Here is a 15059-nt window from a genome sequence, read left to right as displayed (position 1 = left end):
AAAAACTTTTGGATTCTTTATTTGCTGTTTCAGCATCACTCATCTGACATCAGGAAAATTGTTACAGATAGATTAATATATCCATTTCACTTTTAGGTTGATACAAATGGAGAGACGCGGTGACGCGGTGACAAGGCAGCAAGTTTTGTGTCGAGGTCTAAATCCCCGTTGCAAAACTTACTTACGAATTACGAATTATTTTAACCGGACTTGATATCAGGCATTGCATTACTGCTACTCATGTTTATAGATTCTAGTATAATCATGTACTAGAGGTTGCAAATCTGAAATGAATCATGGACAAAAGTCAAAGTGTAAAGCAGCAGTCAAGTCAAACCACAGAAATTGGTCTAGACATAGTAAAAGAGACATCTCAACCTAAAAATCTGTTGGTAAAGTATCCTTGGATTTTGTTTGTTGGGTTGTTGGGAATTCCTCTGGGAGTTGCAATCTTTAGCTATTATGAACTGAGTTATGTTGGGGATGTTCCCCAGAAACAACCAGAAAAAACCCCGGATTTAGTGGTTAAACAACCAATGGACATAACGTCTGATACTAGCAATGCTACACCAGCATGGTTAATATTAGCGATCGCTCTAACTTGTGCTTCTGGTTGTTTGGTTATTTTTCGTTTACTCAAACTTCCACAACGAATTTGAAAGTGTAGGGTTGAGAGTGAGTGTAAGGTGTAAGCAAACCCCCAATACCAGCTAGGGTGATGAAGTGGATTGAATTTTCGAGATGTTGATAAAAACTGCCAACTTGGCAACCAATCTATGAGTAACCCAGTTAAATTAATGAAAGATAAACGACTTTAAGGGTGTTGTTATCAGGAGCAACTACATTACAAACTTAGTCTTAACAGACTTTTTATCAAGTCTTTATTAAGGACATATAAAGTAATCTAAAAACATTTTTATTTTGCTATTTGTTCATTAAAAAAATAATAATCAGGTTTCACATTTGCTGCAACAGGAATATTACCAGCGTATAGGCGTTGTCTTTGACGTACAATTTAGCCCCCCTAAAAAATAGGCAGCGTCTATAAATATTCCTGAACGCCGCAGCAGCAAATGCAGAGTGAGAGATTAAAGGCGCTTGATATGCCTTCTCTCACTCTTCTTTTATTGGTAATTGGTAATTGGTAATTGGTAAAAAGCCATTAATAACAAAACCAAAGTTATAGCAGGAGTCAGGAGGGGCGAACGGCCGTTCGCCCGTACAGGAGGAGGCAGTGCGGTGGACGGGTTCCCAAGGCAGTCCGGTCTTGGTGGTTTCCCCAAAGAGGAACTGCCGTCGGCATAAAGGAGGCAGTGCGTTGGGCGGGTTCCCCGACTTGTAGCAACTGCCGTCAACTGCCGTTCAGGAGTAAAACCCTCTTGTAGTGGGAGTTTCATTATCAATTGATATCCTAACCACCCTGTCCACGGCTATATCATAAATAACCAATTATTAACTTAGCATACCATAACCTCGACTTTAACAGAAATTGGTATCTTTCAAAAATTCTAAAATTGCTGCATTTACGACATCAGCAGCACCAGTTGAGGCATCATGATAACAATTCTGTAAAATTTGCAAGCGCGAATTAGGGATATGTTGATGTAATTTTTCGCCATGACTGACAGGAAACCAACTATCTTGATCACCCCATAAAACGAGAGTAGGACATTCAATAATACTAAGATTACTTTGAATGTTAGTCAGTATATTGGGCTTTTTGGTTTGGAAATTCTCAATTTCCTTGATTGCTATTTGTAACTCTTCAGTAACTTTTACCAAAGAACCTGGAATCTCAATAAATGGGTAAGTGATCCAATAAACATCTTCCTCTGAGAGAATCGTAGGATCAAATAGCACCCTGCGTCTTTCTATAGCCATCACTTCTCTGACTATAGGTGCAAACAAATATGCTAGACGGAGAGAATCTATAGTCTGGATTATTTCTAATGGAATTTTGGCAAGTATTCCCATAACCCAATGGGGTAAACTTTCGGCAAAAATAGGCACATTAATTACTACTAAACGCCCGATTAATTGAGGATATTTTTCAGCTAACCCTAGAGCAACTAATGCACCTAAAGACTCTGCTACAATTATAGGTGGTTCATCACATAAAGCCTGAATAATTCGCTTGAGTTCAAGTACTTGATGACCATTTTCTTCTCGGCGTGATAGAGGTTTTTCTGAGAAACCATAGCCTTTAGCATCAAAACAAATCACCCGAAAATATTGCGATAAGGGTTTTATACTGTGCCGCCAATTATAACTCCAACTACCTAAACCATGTAATAAAATCAACGGCTTACCTGTACCTTTTTCGCCGTAGGCTATTTGTACGGGGTAGCCCTTGGCATCAGTAATAATCAGATTTTGCCGCCCTTGAGGAAAATTAACTTGCCACCAATCTTGCATTATGTGATTAATAACTAATTTAACTGCCAGTTAAGGCGCTCCATAGCATTCTTATTAATATCACAGGTAAGGCAATTAAGACAATAGCAAGCAACAACAATCCCGCGAAAAGTGCGATAATAAAACCCTGATCAGCTTTCTTTTTTTCACCAGGAGATTTTAAGTAATCTTCTAATAACTTGATATTATAATTGTTAGCTGTCCATGCAAAATCAAAAAAGTCTCCTAGCATGGGTATAGCGCCAATTAAAGCATCTATGATGATATTTACAACCATTCTGCTCAAACTGGCTCTAGATACGCCCATTCGAGCGGATTCGATGATAATGTAAATAGAAAGTATCAATCCCAAAACATCACCACCAACAGGTATTAATCCCAGAATGGGATCTAAACCAATTCCCACTTGAGTGCCGGGAATGGTGATAGCATTATCCAATAATCTACTAATTTGATTTAGACGCTTTAATGTAGGTGCATAACCATCAGCTTCAATGGCAGATCGATGAGGAGAATTAGACATTTTTTGGTAAGTAGTAATTCGTAATTTGGAAAAAAGCAGAAATATTGCTAACAGCACTCAGGACTGTTTCAGTGATGTTTTTGATTGTATATCTTCACCAACAGTAATATTCAATTGGTATCCGATGAGGAGAACAAAGGCACTCATCCATAACCACAGCATTAAAACTATGAAAGTTCCTACTGCACCATAGACTTTATTATAGTTGCCGAAATTGGTGACATAAAGGCGAAATAGAGCAGAAAGAATTGCCCAGAATATAGCAGCTAATACAGCCCCTGGCATTAGTGGTATACCTTGTTTCCAGACGCTAGAACCATAACGATAGACTAAGCTAAAGGTAGAGGCAACAATTACCAAGGCTAAAGGCCAGAGTAACAGTTGCCAAATATGCAATAAGAATTCTAAGGCAGCATTGCCACTCACTACTATTCCTAAGATTAAATCGCTGGTAAATACGAGGAATGAAGCTAATATTAATAGTAAAATCGTCCCAATTGTTAATTCTAATGAAATGAGTTTAGCTTTCCAAAAGGGGCGGGTATTTTCTGGGCTAACTTGCTGGATTTGATCAAAGGTAGTCATGGCAGTACTAACTGCACCAGAAGCTGTCCAAATAGCGAGTAGAAAACTCAAAGAAAACAAACTACTATTTTTAGAGTCGGCAATTTCTTTGGTAGCAAAATCACTAATTAAAATCCAAGCTTCTTGAGGTACAATTTGACTCAGTCGCATGGCTAGTTGAAGAAATGTGTTTTGTAAGGATTCTGCCATTAACCCAATGGCTGTCAGCACCGCAAGAATGGCTGGAAACAGCGATAACATAGCATTAAAGGCAATTTGTGAAGCCAGTCCTAAAAGTCTGATTTCGATAGTCCTGGCAAAGGTTTTTTTCAGTGTACGCCAAGTGAGGTGATGAAAGAAGCTGACAAAACGAGGCTTAGACATATATATTTACAAGTTACATCTTGTGGAAAAGTAAAAATTAATATAAGTATCAGATGTGCGGATTTCTGGCAGAGTTGTCAGTGGTGGCTTCCTGAGTGATTCTACTTTACAGAATAATTTCTAACTACACTTAACTAAAATAATGACTGAAAATATTGATAAAGCTGCCCAGTTAACACAACAGTGGTTGGCTGAAATTCAAGCCTTGAAACAGCAGATGACAGAACTTCAGCAAAAACGTGATGAGGCTTGGGAAAGTTCACAAAAATGGCGACAGTTATATAATACCGAATCAGAACAACGCCGTGCAGATGCCAGAATGTACCAACAAGCGATAGCGAAGCGCTCCGAAGGAATCGCATCTGTAAAAGCTGAACTGCTTAATCTCCAGGGTATAGATGCTCTCAAATCCACTGATGCTACAAACACAGCTATTGAACCAGAAATCACACAACTAACATCTGTGGAAGAAGTCAAAGCTAAACTGATCTTCCTGACTAAAGAACGCGATCGCTTGTTACAAGCTTTGAAAACCGAGCAAGATAACCATGCCCAAACTCGTAAAAGTCTCACAACTGCTTTGGGTGATGCTATTGATAGCTTGGCAAAGGCGCGAGCAGGGAATATAAAGCAGGGTGCAACAGAGCAGGGTGTAGAGGGAAAAGATGTTTGATGAGTCTGTGCGGTTAGGCTATTTAGAATTTTTATCAACTTTAGTGATACTAGCAAATAAAACCTAAATTTTAAGTTTTGTAATGAATCAAAACAGCAGTGCTGCTTCCACTCAGGAGAAATCGGTTACTAAACAACAGCTAATGATAAATCCACTGACTATTATTGGTGGTGAACTATTGTTAGCATTGCCTTTGGGGTTCCTATTAGCAAAATTGCAAGTTGGGGGAATTGCCTGGATATTTGGGGGAATTGTGGCTGGTGTGTTCGTATGTCAGGGATATCGAGTTCTGTACGAATATACACCTAAACCAAACCGGACTGCGAGAAAGATAGGAATGGCACTTGTTGGTTTAACTGTTGGTGCTGCCAATGCGCCAGATCATCTAGGTAATGTCGCTGCTAACTTGCCAATTTTTGCTGTGCTGACTTTTTTCATGCTGCTGTGCAGTATAGGTATTGGCTATTTTTATTCTCGTTTCAGTAAAACGAACATTTTAACGGCCATGCTGGCCACAGTTCCAGGTGGTGTGGGAGTGATGTCAGCGATCGCAGCAGATTACAATCGCAATGTTAGTCTAGTGGCATTAGTCCAAGCCATTCGTGTTACTTCCGTTGTTGTCATCATTCCCTTTATTGCCAAAACAGCCCTTGGTAATTCCTGGAATTTGCCAGTACTGCCAGTAAAATCAGCTTTAATCAGTTTCGATCCTATACAACTAGGATTACTCTTATTAGTTCTGCTAATTACAGCATTATTGGTTTATTTAGTTAAATTGGGCAAAATTCCCGCTGGTGATTTTTTTGGGGCGCTGTTAATTGGTATTGCCATTAATCCTTTACTAGATATATTGCCTTTTATGGGTGATATTGACTTTACCCCACCAACTTTAATTAAATTAGTGGGACAAATGTTGCTGGGAATTACTATAGGCGAATATTGGGGAGATAAACCCAAATTTGACAAACTGACTCTAGGCTATGCCTTGGTTTCCGTCGCCATGACACTCATTGTCGGTGCGATCGCTGCTATACTAGCGATGAAATTAACTACTTGGGACTGGTTGACTTGTCTGCTAGTGACAGCACCAGGAGGATCAGCAGAAATGATTCTTGTCGCCCTGACTTTAAATCATCATGTCGAAATTGTCACAACTGGGCATATAGTCCGATTGATTGCAATTAACAGTTCTTTACCTATATGGTTGTTTTTATTTCGCCGTTTTGACAGTTTTATGGAGCAAACAGCAGATGGTATCCCACATTCAAGAAGTTGATGCCCAACAATGGGTAAAAACTCGTTCTTCACTAGACTCCAATGAATCTACTTTCCTAATTTGGACAGGTAAAATTTATAGCTTTGTTCCTGGTGAAAAACGACAACTATTGTTTAAAATTGTGGGCATGAGTGTGAGTCGTTGTATTCTTACTCTGGAAGGTCGTTGGGATTTTACTTCTAGGGAATTGACTTACTACCTGAACCCAGACACAGATGAGATTTTGCGGAAATGGGAAAACCCTTGGACAGGGGAAACAGTGTCGGTAATGCACGTTGCGAATAGTCCAGTGCAAGGCAAGTTTAACGGTAAATTACCTGTGCAAGTTGATGGAGAAAATACCACCTTCGTCTTTGATATCTTTCCTAATTATCCCAATCCTTTAGCAGAAGATGCCAAATTTGCTGAATACTGTCCATCATCAATATATCAAGCTGCGGAATTATTTAAAATCACAGTCCCTAGTGCAGATTTGGTGAACTCAGAATTGAACAGTGTGACAGAACTGAAGCTAAGTTGGGATAGAATTGGTCAATGGTTGCCTTGGATGAAAATGGGCGATCGCTCCGGTTATCTTATTTATAGTGCTACAGGCAGCAAAGTCCGCAGTTTTACAGAATTACCCCCACTCCTCCAAGCAGAAATCAATACTCGCGTTCCTTTGTATAAGCAAGCTCCAAAAGCCTTTATGGAAGGTGAAGATATAACTTCTTGGTTATATTTCCAAAAGCATTTTCCCGCTTATTTGGCTGGAGAAATCTTTCCCTTACCCGCACCAGAGGAAACCTAAGCTAATCCGTCTTTAAGTTGCAGAATCCCTAGCCGCAGAAAGACGCGGAGAGGGGGTGACCTCACATCTTGCACCTGGCGACTGGAAGTCCCGGCTAGACAGACAAAACCCGCCTACGCGGGTTTGAAACCACTGATTTTCCGTGAGTCCGCGCAGGCGGACTTAGTTTGTGTAGCCACGAATTCTATTCGTTAGGGCTTGGTGCAAGATATGTGGTGTCCTCTTTCCCCGCGTCCCCATGTCCCCGCGTCCTCTTTTCCCGTGTCCCTATTAAGAGTTCCCTGCTGTATGTTGATAAATAGGAATTTTAATGACAAACTCAGTTCCAGCACCATTTATAGACGAACATTCCAAAAAGCCCTTATGTTTTTCAGTAATAATTTGATAACTAATAGACATTCCCATTCCTGTTCCCTTCCCAACCGATTTGGTGGTAAAGAAGGGATTAAAAATCTGTTTTTGAATATTTTCTGGCATTCCTAGCCCGTTATCAGCGATCGCAATTTTTACCCAATCTGAATCTATTAACGAAGTATGAATGGTAATTTTTGGAAGTAGTGGTTCCTTGAGCATTCTTTCTTCTAGAGTATCAATGGCATTGCTAAGAATATTCATAAACACCTGATTAATTTGTCCAGCGTAACATTCTAATAAAGGTAATTTGCTATAGTTTTTGATAACTTGAATAGCTGGACGATTTTGTTGTTCTTTAAGACGATGTTGCAAAATCATCAGCGTACTATCGATACCCTCATGAATCTCCACAGCCTTGAATTCAGCTTCATCAAGACGGGAAAAAGTACGTAACGATAGCACAATTTCGCGGATACGGTGAGTACCAACTTTCATAGAAGTGATGACTTTTGGTAAATCTTCCTGAATGTAAATTAGATCAATTTTTTCAGATAAAGCCTGAAATTCAGGATTCATTTTTAAATGTTCTTGATATAAGTGAATTACCCGCAGTAAGTCTTGGGAATAATCATCAAGATGGCCAAGATTACCGTAGATAAAATTGACGGGATTATTGATTTCATGGGCAACTCCAGCCACCAACTGTCCCAGACTAGACATTTTTTCGCTTTGTACAAGTTGAATTTGAGCCTGTTGCAATTCCTGTAATGTTTGTGCTAACTCTTCAGATTTACTTCGTTCTCTAGCTTCACTTTCCCGCAATGTTTCTTCCACTTTTTGACGCTGGGTAATCTCATCTTTGAGTTGTTCATGAGTTTGTAGTTGCTCAAAAACAGCCTGAAATGTATTTGCTAAAAACTGAATTTCATTGGCAGGGATTTTTTCTGGCATAGAGAAGGTAGCTGTTTCTTTACTAATAGCTACAGCCTGGTTCAAAATATTCAGGGGACGCAAAACATTTCTCCGAATCAGTACCCACATCAACCACAAAATAATCACAATCCCCGACAGCAATGTTAATGTAGAAGTGAGGAAAGCTTTGCCAGCTTGGGCTTTCATTTGTCTCAAGTCTACAATAGCGATCGCTAACCCCCGTCGTCCTGAAGTCCCAAATAGAACACTACGAAAAGGCAAGATTTGCACCAATACTGGTTTTTTATCCAACACCATCTCATAAGTAGTGGCAATTTCCGTATTCGCTGACTGGTGAATGCCTTGTCGGAGTTGCGGATGTTTGTCTGTATATAAACGCTTTTGGCTCTCTTGACTATCTGCCAGAATGGTTCCATCCCCGTTGACAATGGTAATCTCGATGATGGCAGGTAAAGTTGCATAGTTTTGAAGAATTCGCCGTAAAATATGACGTTGCTCTACTTCTAACAGTCCTTCACTGGCAAATTTAATCGATTGCGTAATTATCTGAGCGCGTGTGCGGACTTGTTTTTCCAGATCTGATTGGATCAACTGATAATTAATCCACAGCGTTCCTAACCCAACAGTTGCTAGGGACAAACCACAGCTAAAGAGAAGTTGCTGTGATAGATTGTGTGTACGTAACCAGGATAATTTCCTCAAAATTTCCAACCCCGACCCTTGAAGATACTGGCTGCTTGAGCATAGAGAACAATGTAATCACGAATACAGCGGGTTCCGCTCTTATGAGGTACATCTTAGCCCCCTCATCGCTTGCTCTTAGGGGGTTGGGGGTGGGGTTCTTGTACCTCATAACATCGGGAAGTGCTGTATTGATTTCATTAACTGTATCATAAAACAATTTCATGATCATTTTAGTGTCAGATGGTTTATATTCTCTGATATTCAGATTAAATTTTCCTGAATTCATAAATTTCTAAAGGTAAATTGTCAGGGTCTTTAAAAAAGGTAAATTTTTTACCTGTAAATTCATCAATTCTAATATTTTCAACTTCGATATGATGGGATTTTAAATAATTAACACTTTCCTCAATATTCTCAACTGCAAAAGCTAAATGTCTTAAACCACAGGCTTCAGGATTACTAAATCTTTGGGGAGGGTTGGGAAAGGAGAATAATTCAATTTGGGTATTTCCTACTTGTAAATCTAATTTATAGGAATTTCTGGCGCTGCGGAATGTTTCGTGAATAATCTCAAATCCTAAAATTTCAACATAAAAATGTTTTGATTTTTGGTAATCAGAACAAATAATAGCAACATGATGAACACCGGAAATTTTCATATCAATGATGAACTTATTTGTTAATAAGAATTTATATGTTTTTTTTTATCTCTCGGTAAATTTCTCTAATAACTGTACTACGTTTTTGGCATCCTTAATAGCTTGTTTTGCCTTAGAAATAAGAAGATTAGGAGCTATATAATCTTCATAGTCAACTTCAACTCTCAACAATCGCAAACGCTCTAAAGTTTGCCCTAACTTTATAAAATCACGTTCTTTACTACCTAATAATTCTGTAATTACATATGTATGTACACCAACTTTAAGAGTTCTTAAATTAGTATATCCTTCAAAATCTCTTAAGTAGTTCCTGGTTAAACAGAAAGCGGAGTAATACGCCCTACTAATACAAGAGCGTATTTTAGCTTCATTAATTGATGCACTATTTGCCTGATTTGAGGTACTAATTACTTCATTATATAAAGTTTCTGCAACCTCTAAATAACTTGACCAATCAAATTTCATTCAAAGTCCAAATGAATACAAAGATTTACAGCAACCCCTAATGAAGCATCTATCCACCAATTTTCATCAAATTCGTCTAATTGATTTAAAGATTCATCAACAAATTCTGGACTAGCGCAAATAGAAATAATCAGATATTCCCATTCTGAAGATTCAGGATCAACATACAACTTCAATCGTAATTTCTCTGTTGGAAAATACTTTCTTATTTGTGGATGAGCTTCCAGGATTACATCTATCAGATTTGAATGATTTTGCAAAAATCTGTTTACATCAAGAATGTTTTCTATTGTGTAGAATTTAGAAATTCTGCTGAACTTATAAGATTGTTTACTATCTTCTGTTAGCCAGTTATTTTCTGTATTTTGAAACCAATCATCGCTACAACGTTTTTTAGGTTTAACAAATGTATGAACCAAAAAACTAGTTTTTAGTAAATTGTGTTTTTCTTGATTTTTGAGAACCATTTTTTCTCCTTACTTAGAACTAGAGTTAGGATCTAAATAAATGACATCGGCTTTATTTAGCATAGATTGAACCACATCTGCTTCTATTAGAGATTGAGATAATTGTTCTTGTAACTTTTTCACATCTGTTGAATCTAAAGCCACATAAAACTCTTTTGAACCACTTGCATCTTGATACGCAATTTTTAAGGTATGAACTACTAAAGCACCAGCAATTCCTTCTTTTGTTTCTGTTTTAAAAACGGGTCTGACATCGGTAATTATCCGGGAATTCAAGAAAATACTATCATAGTCTTGTAACAAACTTATCGCTTGTGAAGAAATACTAATAGAGCCATCAATTGCCAGTATTTTTGTTAGTCGTTGTTGAAAATGTGCTAATTCTTGCGAAGAGAATTCTGAAAAGGTGTCATCACTAGAAACAGCATTAACTAACCCTGTAATTATTTCAGAATTTTTAAGATTTTCTTGGATACGAAGAGAGTAAATTGAACGAATAGCTTTTAAAATTTCTTGTAAATCATCAATAGGGACTTCCTCTATTTTTGGAGAAATTTCCCATACTAAACTATCTATATCTACGAAGGGATGAACTTCTGTTATTGCCTTCAGTAGGCGATTAAATAGAGGTTCATCAATTTTTATAATTAATGTAATACCGAATTCATATTGTTGGGGAATTTTGAGACTCTTCATTGCCATTAAAATTGATATTTTGGATTTTCCAAATTAATCTATATTTAGACTAGCATCAAAACCATTGATTTTTTACCTTCTTAAGGGCAGGCTTTTTAGCCCACCCTAATTAATTATTCCCGTAAAATAGTCTTTGATACAATCCTGGTTTTTTTGCGATCGCTCTCTGTTAGTTCTTCACCAGCTTGTAAGCGAGTGGCAGAAACTTGTAACACCGTGGCAGCATTGGTGTCACCGATTTGCAAAGCGGTTTTAGCAGCAGTTTGCAGCATTGTCACCGCACCAGCGCGATCGCCCTGTGACAATTTTGCCTCTGCTACCTGAGTTTGACGATACTTAGCTAATACCAAAATCGACTGTAACACCTGGGGATTCACAGCCGGTTGATAAGTCTTGGAGATATGGGCATATATCGGTAACAGGGTGGAAAATAAACCCTCTTTGTTTTCAGCAGGATCATCATAGCGAATTTGGATATGTCCAATTACTTGTTCTCCTTCTGGTAACTGTCCCAGATAAATATTCGCCAAAACTACCCGTTCTACATCCTTCATTAAATCTCCCAACCGCACAATAAAGCTACCATTGGCTTCTATTTCCACTGGTAACTCAATGGTTTCTGGGGCAACTTGGGCGATGGGTTTCAGTTCTGCTAGTCGCACACCCGGTACTAGAGACAGCAACAGGTGGGCATTGGTTAAACCCACAGACTGAATGCGCTTAAACAAGCGACTAAATTGGTCTACGGCTTGTTCTGGACGCTCAATATAAGCGAGAGTACCACCACCAGCATCGGCAATTTTTTCCAGCAAATCCTGATTCCAGTCATTGCCAAAGCCGAAGGTGTTGATTGTTAGGTTTACTCTAGTGGCTTTTTGAGCCAGTTCTAGACAGCGCTTGTGGTCATTGGGGCCAATTTGCCATTTCCAAATTTTTAACCCGTTGTCACCGCGCCCATCTGTGAGTAGAAAGGCTTGGGAAACAGCGCCTTTTGTGCCTTTGAGTAATTCTGTGATTCCCAGAGATAACCCTTCCGCAAGGACTGTGCCACCACCAGCTTTCAGTTTTTTGTGTAACTGAGATTTGATGCTTTCGGGGTCTTTGACGATTTGGTTGGGGATAATTACCTCAGCAGTCCCCGCAAAAGCGACAATAGAGATGCGATCGCTGGGATTAAGTTGAGCTAATAATTGTTCTACTGCCTGAATCACAGTTTTCATCGGTTCCCCATGCATGGAACCACTTTTATCCAGCATCAGGCATAAATTTAGCGGTAAACTTTGGTCTAGTTCATTTGCAAGGGAGGAAATGGAAATTGCTAGTTGACGTTGGTTACTCGATTGAGCGGCATCAACATTAGTATCATTTAGTGCCGACAGTAATTCAACTTTCATTTAGGAGGGGCATCCTGCAACACGGTTTTTGAGACAATTCTGGTTTTTTTGCGATCGCTTTCGGATAACTCTTCCCCAGCCTGTAAGCGCGTGGCGTTGGTTTGCAATACCGTTGCTGCACCTTGATCTCCCATCTGCAAAGCCGTTTTCGCCGCTGTTTGCAGCATTGTTGCCGCCCCAGCCCGATCACCCTGTTGTAATTTTGCTTCGGCTAACTGGGTTTGGCGATACTTGGCTAAAGCCAAAATTGACTGTTGGACTTGGGGATTGGCAGTTGGTTGGTAAAGCTGGTTAACATTGGCATAAACTGGCATATTTAGGGAAAATAATCCGGTTTGGTTTTGGGCGGGGTCATCGTAGCGGACTTGCACATTAGCGATCGCCTGTTTACCTTCTGGCAACTGTCCCAAATAAATATTAGCCAAAATCACCCGTTCTACATCTTTCATTAAATCTCCCAATCGCACTAAAAACCGTCCATCAGCATCTGGTTGCACTGGTAATTCAATGGTATCTGGAGCTACTTGGGCAATAGGTTTGAGTTCAGCTAAACGCACATTCGGTAACAGTGAAAATATCAGATAAGCATTAGTCAATCCCACTGTTTGCATCCGGCTAAACAAGCGACCGAACTTATCCATAGCTTGATCTGGTTGTTCAATATGAGACAAATTCCCCAGTCCAGCATCAGCTATTTTTTCTAAAATATCCTGATTCCAATTGTCACCAAAACCCAATGTGTTCAAAGTCAAATTATAGCTGGCTGCTAATTGGGCAAATTTCAAACAGCGATTGTTATCACCATGTTCATTTTCCCCATCAGTTAACAAAAAGGCTTGGGAAATAGTTTCTTTTTTCCCCTTGGCTAATTCCTCAATCCCCAACCGCAAACCCTCATCAATCGCTGTACCACCATCCGCAGTCAGGAGGTTAATTTGCTGTTTGATCTGGTTTCGATCTGAAATTACTTGATTTGGGACTAAAACCTTAGCACGGTGATCAAAAACAACGATACTCAGACGATCTTCAGAACTGAGTCTATCAACCAAGAGAGTAGCAGCTTTTTTCACAGTTTCCAGCGATCGCCCTTTCATCGAACCGCTATGATCAAGAATTAAGCATAAATTTAGTGGTACAGTCCGATCCAGAGTTTCCCCAATTGCGGAAATCGAAACCGCTAACTGACGTTGACTGCTTGGTTGATGCACGTCTACATTAGCATCATTAAGAGTAGGCTGCAAATTAACCTTCATAAGCCAAGTTTCCTATCAGAGATATCTATATCTATTTATAAATAACTTCAAAACGCAGCATTTGCGCTACGGAAAACAGCTTTATCAAGGTTTTCAACAAAAAAAACAGGGTGCAGGAATTTCTTCACCTACACCCTTTGACTACAGCTATTTTTTGCTACTTTGCTAGTTACTGGAGTTTAGACTGGTATATTCAAAACAGCTAAGATTTGAACTTTTATTAAGATTACGAAAAATCCGAGACTTGTAGGGGTTTAGCACTGCTAAACCCCTACCTATAAACTCAAACAATTAAATTATTTGAGTATAATTGCTAATCGGTAATGGGGGAAAAATGCAAAAACTCCTCTTCCCCATTCCCCGTCAACAGACTACACAACCAATCTAAAATCCCCAGAACTGAGAGTCATATCAGCATTACTTAAACGAGCAAACTCAGACACTCCTGTTGCACCCAGAACATTACCATCTTGGTTATAGAACAAACTACCAGTCCCTTGACTAAAGACAATGTGGGCATTACTAGCATCTACAAACTCATTATCAGTAACCACCGCAAAATCTGTGAACGCTTGTCCCACAGAGTTAGTAATGGCATTGAAGATGGTCTTACTTAATACAATCTGGTCTTGTCCCCCTTCAAACAGGGAGATAGAGTCAGCACCTAGCAAACTAGTAAATAATCCATCACTCAAGGCATTATCCAGTAAATTGATACTGGAACCAGCCGTTACCGCATCAGTAATTGTCCCCGTTACAGGCGCAGTCGTGCCAATGATATAATTACTAGCAGGAGCTAAAGTTAAAGCCACAGTTTCATTACTTTCAATGATGCTATCTACGGTGGGGTCAATAGTCAGATTTGCTGTTGCAGAACCCGCAGCAAAGGTAATTTTTCCATCTGTACGCGAGAAAGCTGAGGCACCGGTTTGAATGTAGTCGGTGTTAAAGGTGGCTGTACCTCCAACTTTATAGCTCACGCTTAGGGCAGAGGTAGTAATGCCTGTACGAGTGAAAGTGTAAACTAAATTGGTTGTTCCATCTTCAGTGACACTGCTAGGAGCTACCGCTAGGGTAATGGATGGAAAATCATCATTAGTGATAGTTCCAACAACAGCAGTCGTCGTGCCAATGTCATAACCAAATCCTCTAGCTAGTCTTAAAAACACGGTTTCATTACTTTCAATGGTAGTGTCTGCTGTGGGGTTAATAGTCAGATTTGCTGTATTTGCACCAGCCGCAAAAGTAATGTTACCTCTTGGGGTCGTAATTGATGTGGAAATTTGTCCACCAGTTAGGACATAGTCGGTATTGAAGGTGGCTGTACCCCCAAGTATATAGTTCACGCTTAGGGCATTGGTAGTGTCTCCTGTACGGGTGAAGGTATAAACCAGGTTAGCTACTCCATCTTCTAGTACACTCTTAGGACCTACAGTTATGGTGACAGATGTCGCCAAAGTATCATTATCAGCAATGGTGGCAGTAGCTGTATTGGAACCACTGATAGTATAGCCAGTGGGGGCAGTAAT

Annotated in this window: 15 protein-coding genes; 4 read left to right on the top strand and 11 right to left on the bottom strand. The window is 39.4% G+C overall.

Annotated elements, in window-relative coordinates; genetic code table 11:
• Positions 1 to 296: 296 nt before the first annotated feature.
• Positions 297 to 659 carry a hypothetical protein gene (locus tag A9Y75_RS19230; RefSeq protein ID WP_071191145.1) on the top strand — a complete coding sequence of 121 codons (363 nt, stop codon included), beginning with the start codon at positions 297 to 299 and terminating at the stop codon, positions 657 to 659.
• 820 nt (positions 660 to 1479) lie between these two features.
• Here A9Y75_RS19230 and A9Y75_RS19225 read toward each other — a convergent pair.
• The 3 genes from A9Y75_RS19225 to A9Y75_RS19215 are packed head-to-tail and all read right to left on the bottom strand — an operon-like array spanning position 1480 to position 3886.
• Complete coding sequence (locus A9Y75_RS19225) at positions 1480 to 2415, bottom strand: alpha/beta hydrolase (RefSeq protein ID WP_071191144.1); 936 nt, start codon at positions 2413 to 2415, stop codon at positions 1480 to 1482.
• A gap of 19 nt (positions 2416 to 2434) precedes the next feature.
• Positions 2435 to 2938, bottom strand: coding sequence for a DUF4112 domain-containing protein (locus A9Y75_RS19220; protein ID WP_071191234.1), 504 nt, complete (start codon positions 2936 to 2938; stop codon positions 2435 to 2437).
• A 57-nt stretch (positions 2939 to 2995) separates the two neighbouring features.
• The gene (locus A9Y75_RS19215) at positions 2996 to 3886 is read right to left on the bottom strand and encodes a YihY/virulence factor BrkB family protein (protein ID WP_071191143.1); all 891 of its coding nucleotides are present in this window, start codon (positions 3884 to 3886) and stop codon (positions 2996 to 2998) included.
• A 142-nt stretch (positions 3887 to 4028) separates the two neighbouring features.
• On the opposite strand from A9Y75_RS19215, the gene A9Y75_RS19210 reads away from it, so the two are divergent.
• From A9Y75_RS19210 to A9Y75_RS19200, 3 genes are all read left to right on the top strand, one after another.
• Entirely contained in the window at positions 4029 to 4559 is a 531-nt protein-coding gene (locus A9Y75_RS19210; RefSeq protein WP_071191142.1) for a hypothetical protein, read from the top strand.
• Between the two features lie 82 nt (positions 4560 to 4641).
• A complete protein-coding gene (locus A9Y75_RS19205; protein ID WP_071191141.1) occupies positions 4642 to 5835 on the top strand; it encodes an AbrB family transcriptional regulator in 1194 nt (397 codons plus the stop codon).
• The gene (locus A9Y75_RS19200) at positions 5810 to 6625 is read left to right on the top strand and encodes a DUF1838 domain-containing protein (RefSeq protein ID WP_071191140.1); all 816 of its coding nucleotides are present in this window, start codon (positions 5810 to 5812) and stop codon (positions 6623 to 6625) included. Before A9Y75_RS19205 ends, A9Y75_RS19200 begins: the two co-directional genes overlap by 26 nt.
• Positions 6626 to 6895: 270 nt before the next feature.
• Here the strand turns inward: A9Y75_RS19200 and A9Y75_RS19195 are convergent, their stop codons facing one another.
• From A9Y75_RS19195 to A9Y75_RS28720, 8 genes are all read right to left on the bottom strand, one after another.
• Positions 6896 to 8614, bottom strand: a complete 1719-nt coding sequence (locus A9Y75_RS19195) for an ATP-binding protein (protein WP_236721466.1) — start codon at positions 8612 to 8614, stop codon at positions 6896 to 6898.
• 248 nt (positions 8615 to 8862) lie between these two features.
• A complete protein-coding gene (locus tag A9Y75_RS19185; protein WP_071191137.1) occupies positions 8863 to 9255 on the bottom strand; it encodes a VOC family protein in 393 nt (130 codons plus the stop codon).
• A 45-nt stretch (positions 9256 to 9300) separates the two neighbouring features.
• Positions 9301 to 9720 (bottom strand): HEPN domain-containing protein, encoded by a 420-nt coding sequence (locus A9Y75_RS19180; RefSeq protein WP_071191136.1) that lies wholly within the window; start codon positions 9718 to 9720, stop codon positions 9301 to 9303.
• Positions 9717 to 10187: a hypothetical protein gene (locus A9Y75_RS19175; protein WP_071191135.1), complete on the bottom strand. Its 471-nt coding sequence runs from the start codon at positions 10185 to 10187 to the stop codon at positions 9717 to 9719. The genes A9Y75_RS19180 and A9Y75_RS19175 overlap by 4 nt, the downstream gene beginning before the upstream one ends.
• Positions 10188 to 10196: 9 nt before the next feature.
• Positions 10197 to 10883: a hypothetical protein gene (locus A9Y75_RS19170; protein WP_143046454.1), complete on the bottom strand. Its 687-nt coding sequence runs from the start codon at positions 10881 to 10883 to the stop codon at positions 10197 to 10199.
• Positions 10884 to 10996: 113 nt separating this feature from the next.
• A complete protein-coding gene (locus A9Y75_RS19165) occupies positions 10997 to 12277 on the bottom strand; it encodes a VWA domain-containing protein (RefSeq protein WP_071191133.1) in 1281 nt (426 codons plus the stop codon).
• The gene (locus tag A9Y75_RS19160; protein ID WP_071191132.1) at positions 12274 to 13530 is read right to left on the bottom strand and encodes a VWA domain-containing protein; all 1257 of its coding nucleotides are present in this window, start codon (positions 13528 to 13530) and stop codon (positions 12274 to 12276) included. Before A9Y75_RS19160 ends, A9Y75_RS19165 begins: the two co-directional genes overlap by 4 nt.
• A gap of 371 nt (positions 13531 to 13901) precedes the next feature.
• Positions 13902 to 15059 (bottom strand): Calx-beta domain-containing protein (locus A9Y75_RS28720; protein WP_275519460.1); only part of this gene is annotated, 1158 nt, incomplete at its 5' end.

This window comes from Trichormus sp. NMC-1, from assembly GCF_001858025.1.
Classification (GTDB): domain Bacteria; phylum Cyanobacteriota; class Cyanobacteriia; order Cyanobacteriales; family Nostocaceae; genus Anabaena.
This window is presented reverse-complemented; position numbering and strand designations above follow the sequence as displayed.

Coding starts and splice junctions, on each gene's coding strand:
- A9Y75_RS19230 (WP_071191145.1), top strand. CDS start 297: ATGGACAAAAGTCAAAGTGTAAAGCAGCAGTCAAGTCAAACCACAGAA.
- A9Y75_RS19225 (WP_071191144.1), bottom strand. CDS start 2,415: ATGCAAGATTGGTGGCAAGTTAATTTTCCTCAAGGGCGGCAAAATCTG.
- A9Y75_RS19220 (WP_071191234.1), bottom strand. CDS start 2,938: ATGTCTAATTCTCCTCATCGATCTGCCATTGAAGCTGATGGTTATGCA.
- A9Y75_RS19215 (WP_071191143.1), bottom strand. CDS start 3,886: ATGTCTAAGCCTCGTTTTGTCAGCTTCTTTCATCACCTCACTTGGCGT.
- A9Y75_RS19210 (WP_071191142.1), top strand. CDS start 4,029: ATGACTGAAAATATTGATAAAGCTGCCCAGTTAACACAACAGTGGTTG.
- A9Y75_RS19205 (WP_071191141.1), top strand. CDS start 4,642: ATGAATCAAAACAGCAGTGCTGCTTCCACTCAGGAGAAATCGGTTACT.
- A9Y75_RS19200 (WP_071191140.1), top strand. CDS start 5,810: ATGGTATCCCACATTCAAGAAGTTGATGCCCAACAATGGGTAAAAACT.
- A9Y75_RS19185 (WP_071191137.1), bottom strand. CDS start 9,255: ATGAAAATTTCCGGTGTTCATCATGTTGCTATTATTTGTTCTGATTAC.
- A9Y75_RS19180 (WP_071191136.1), bottom strand. CDS start 9,720: ATGAAATTTGATTGGTCAAGTTATTTAGAGGTTGCAGAAACTTTATAT.
- A9Y75_RS19175 (WP_071191135.1), bottom strand. CDS start 10,187: ATGGTTCTCAAAAATCAAGAAAAACACAATTTACTAAAAACTAGTTTT.
- A9Y75_RS19170 (WP_143046454.1), bottom strand. CDS start 10,883: ATGAAGAGTCTCAAAATTCCCCAACAATATGAATTCGGTATTACATTA.
- A9Y75_RS19165 (WP_071191133.1), bottom strand. CDS start 12,277: ATGAAAGTTGAATTACTGTCGGCACTAAATGATACTAATGTTGATGCC.
- A9Y75_RS19160 (WP_071191132.1), bottom strand. CDS start 13,530: ATGAAGGTTAATTTGCAGCCTACTCTTAATGATGCTAATGTAGACGTG.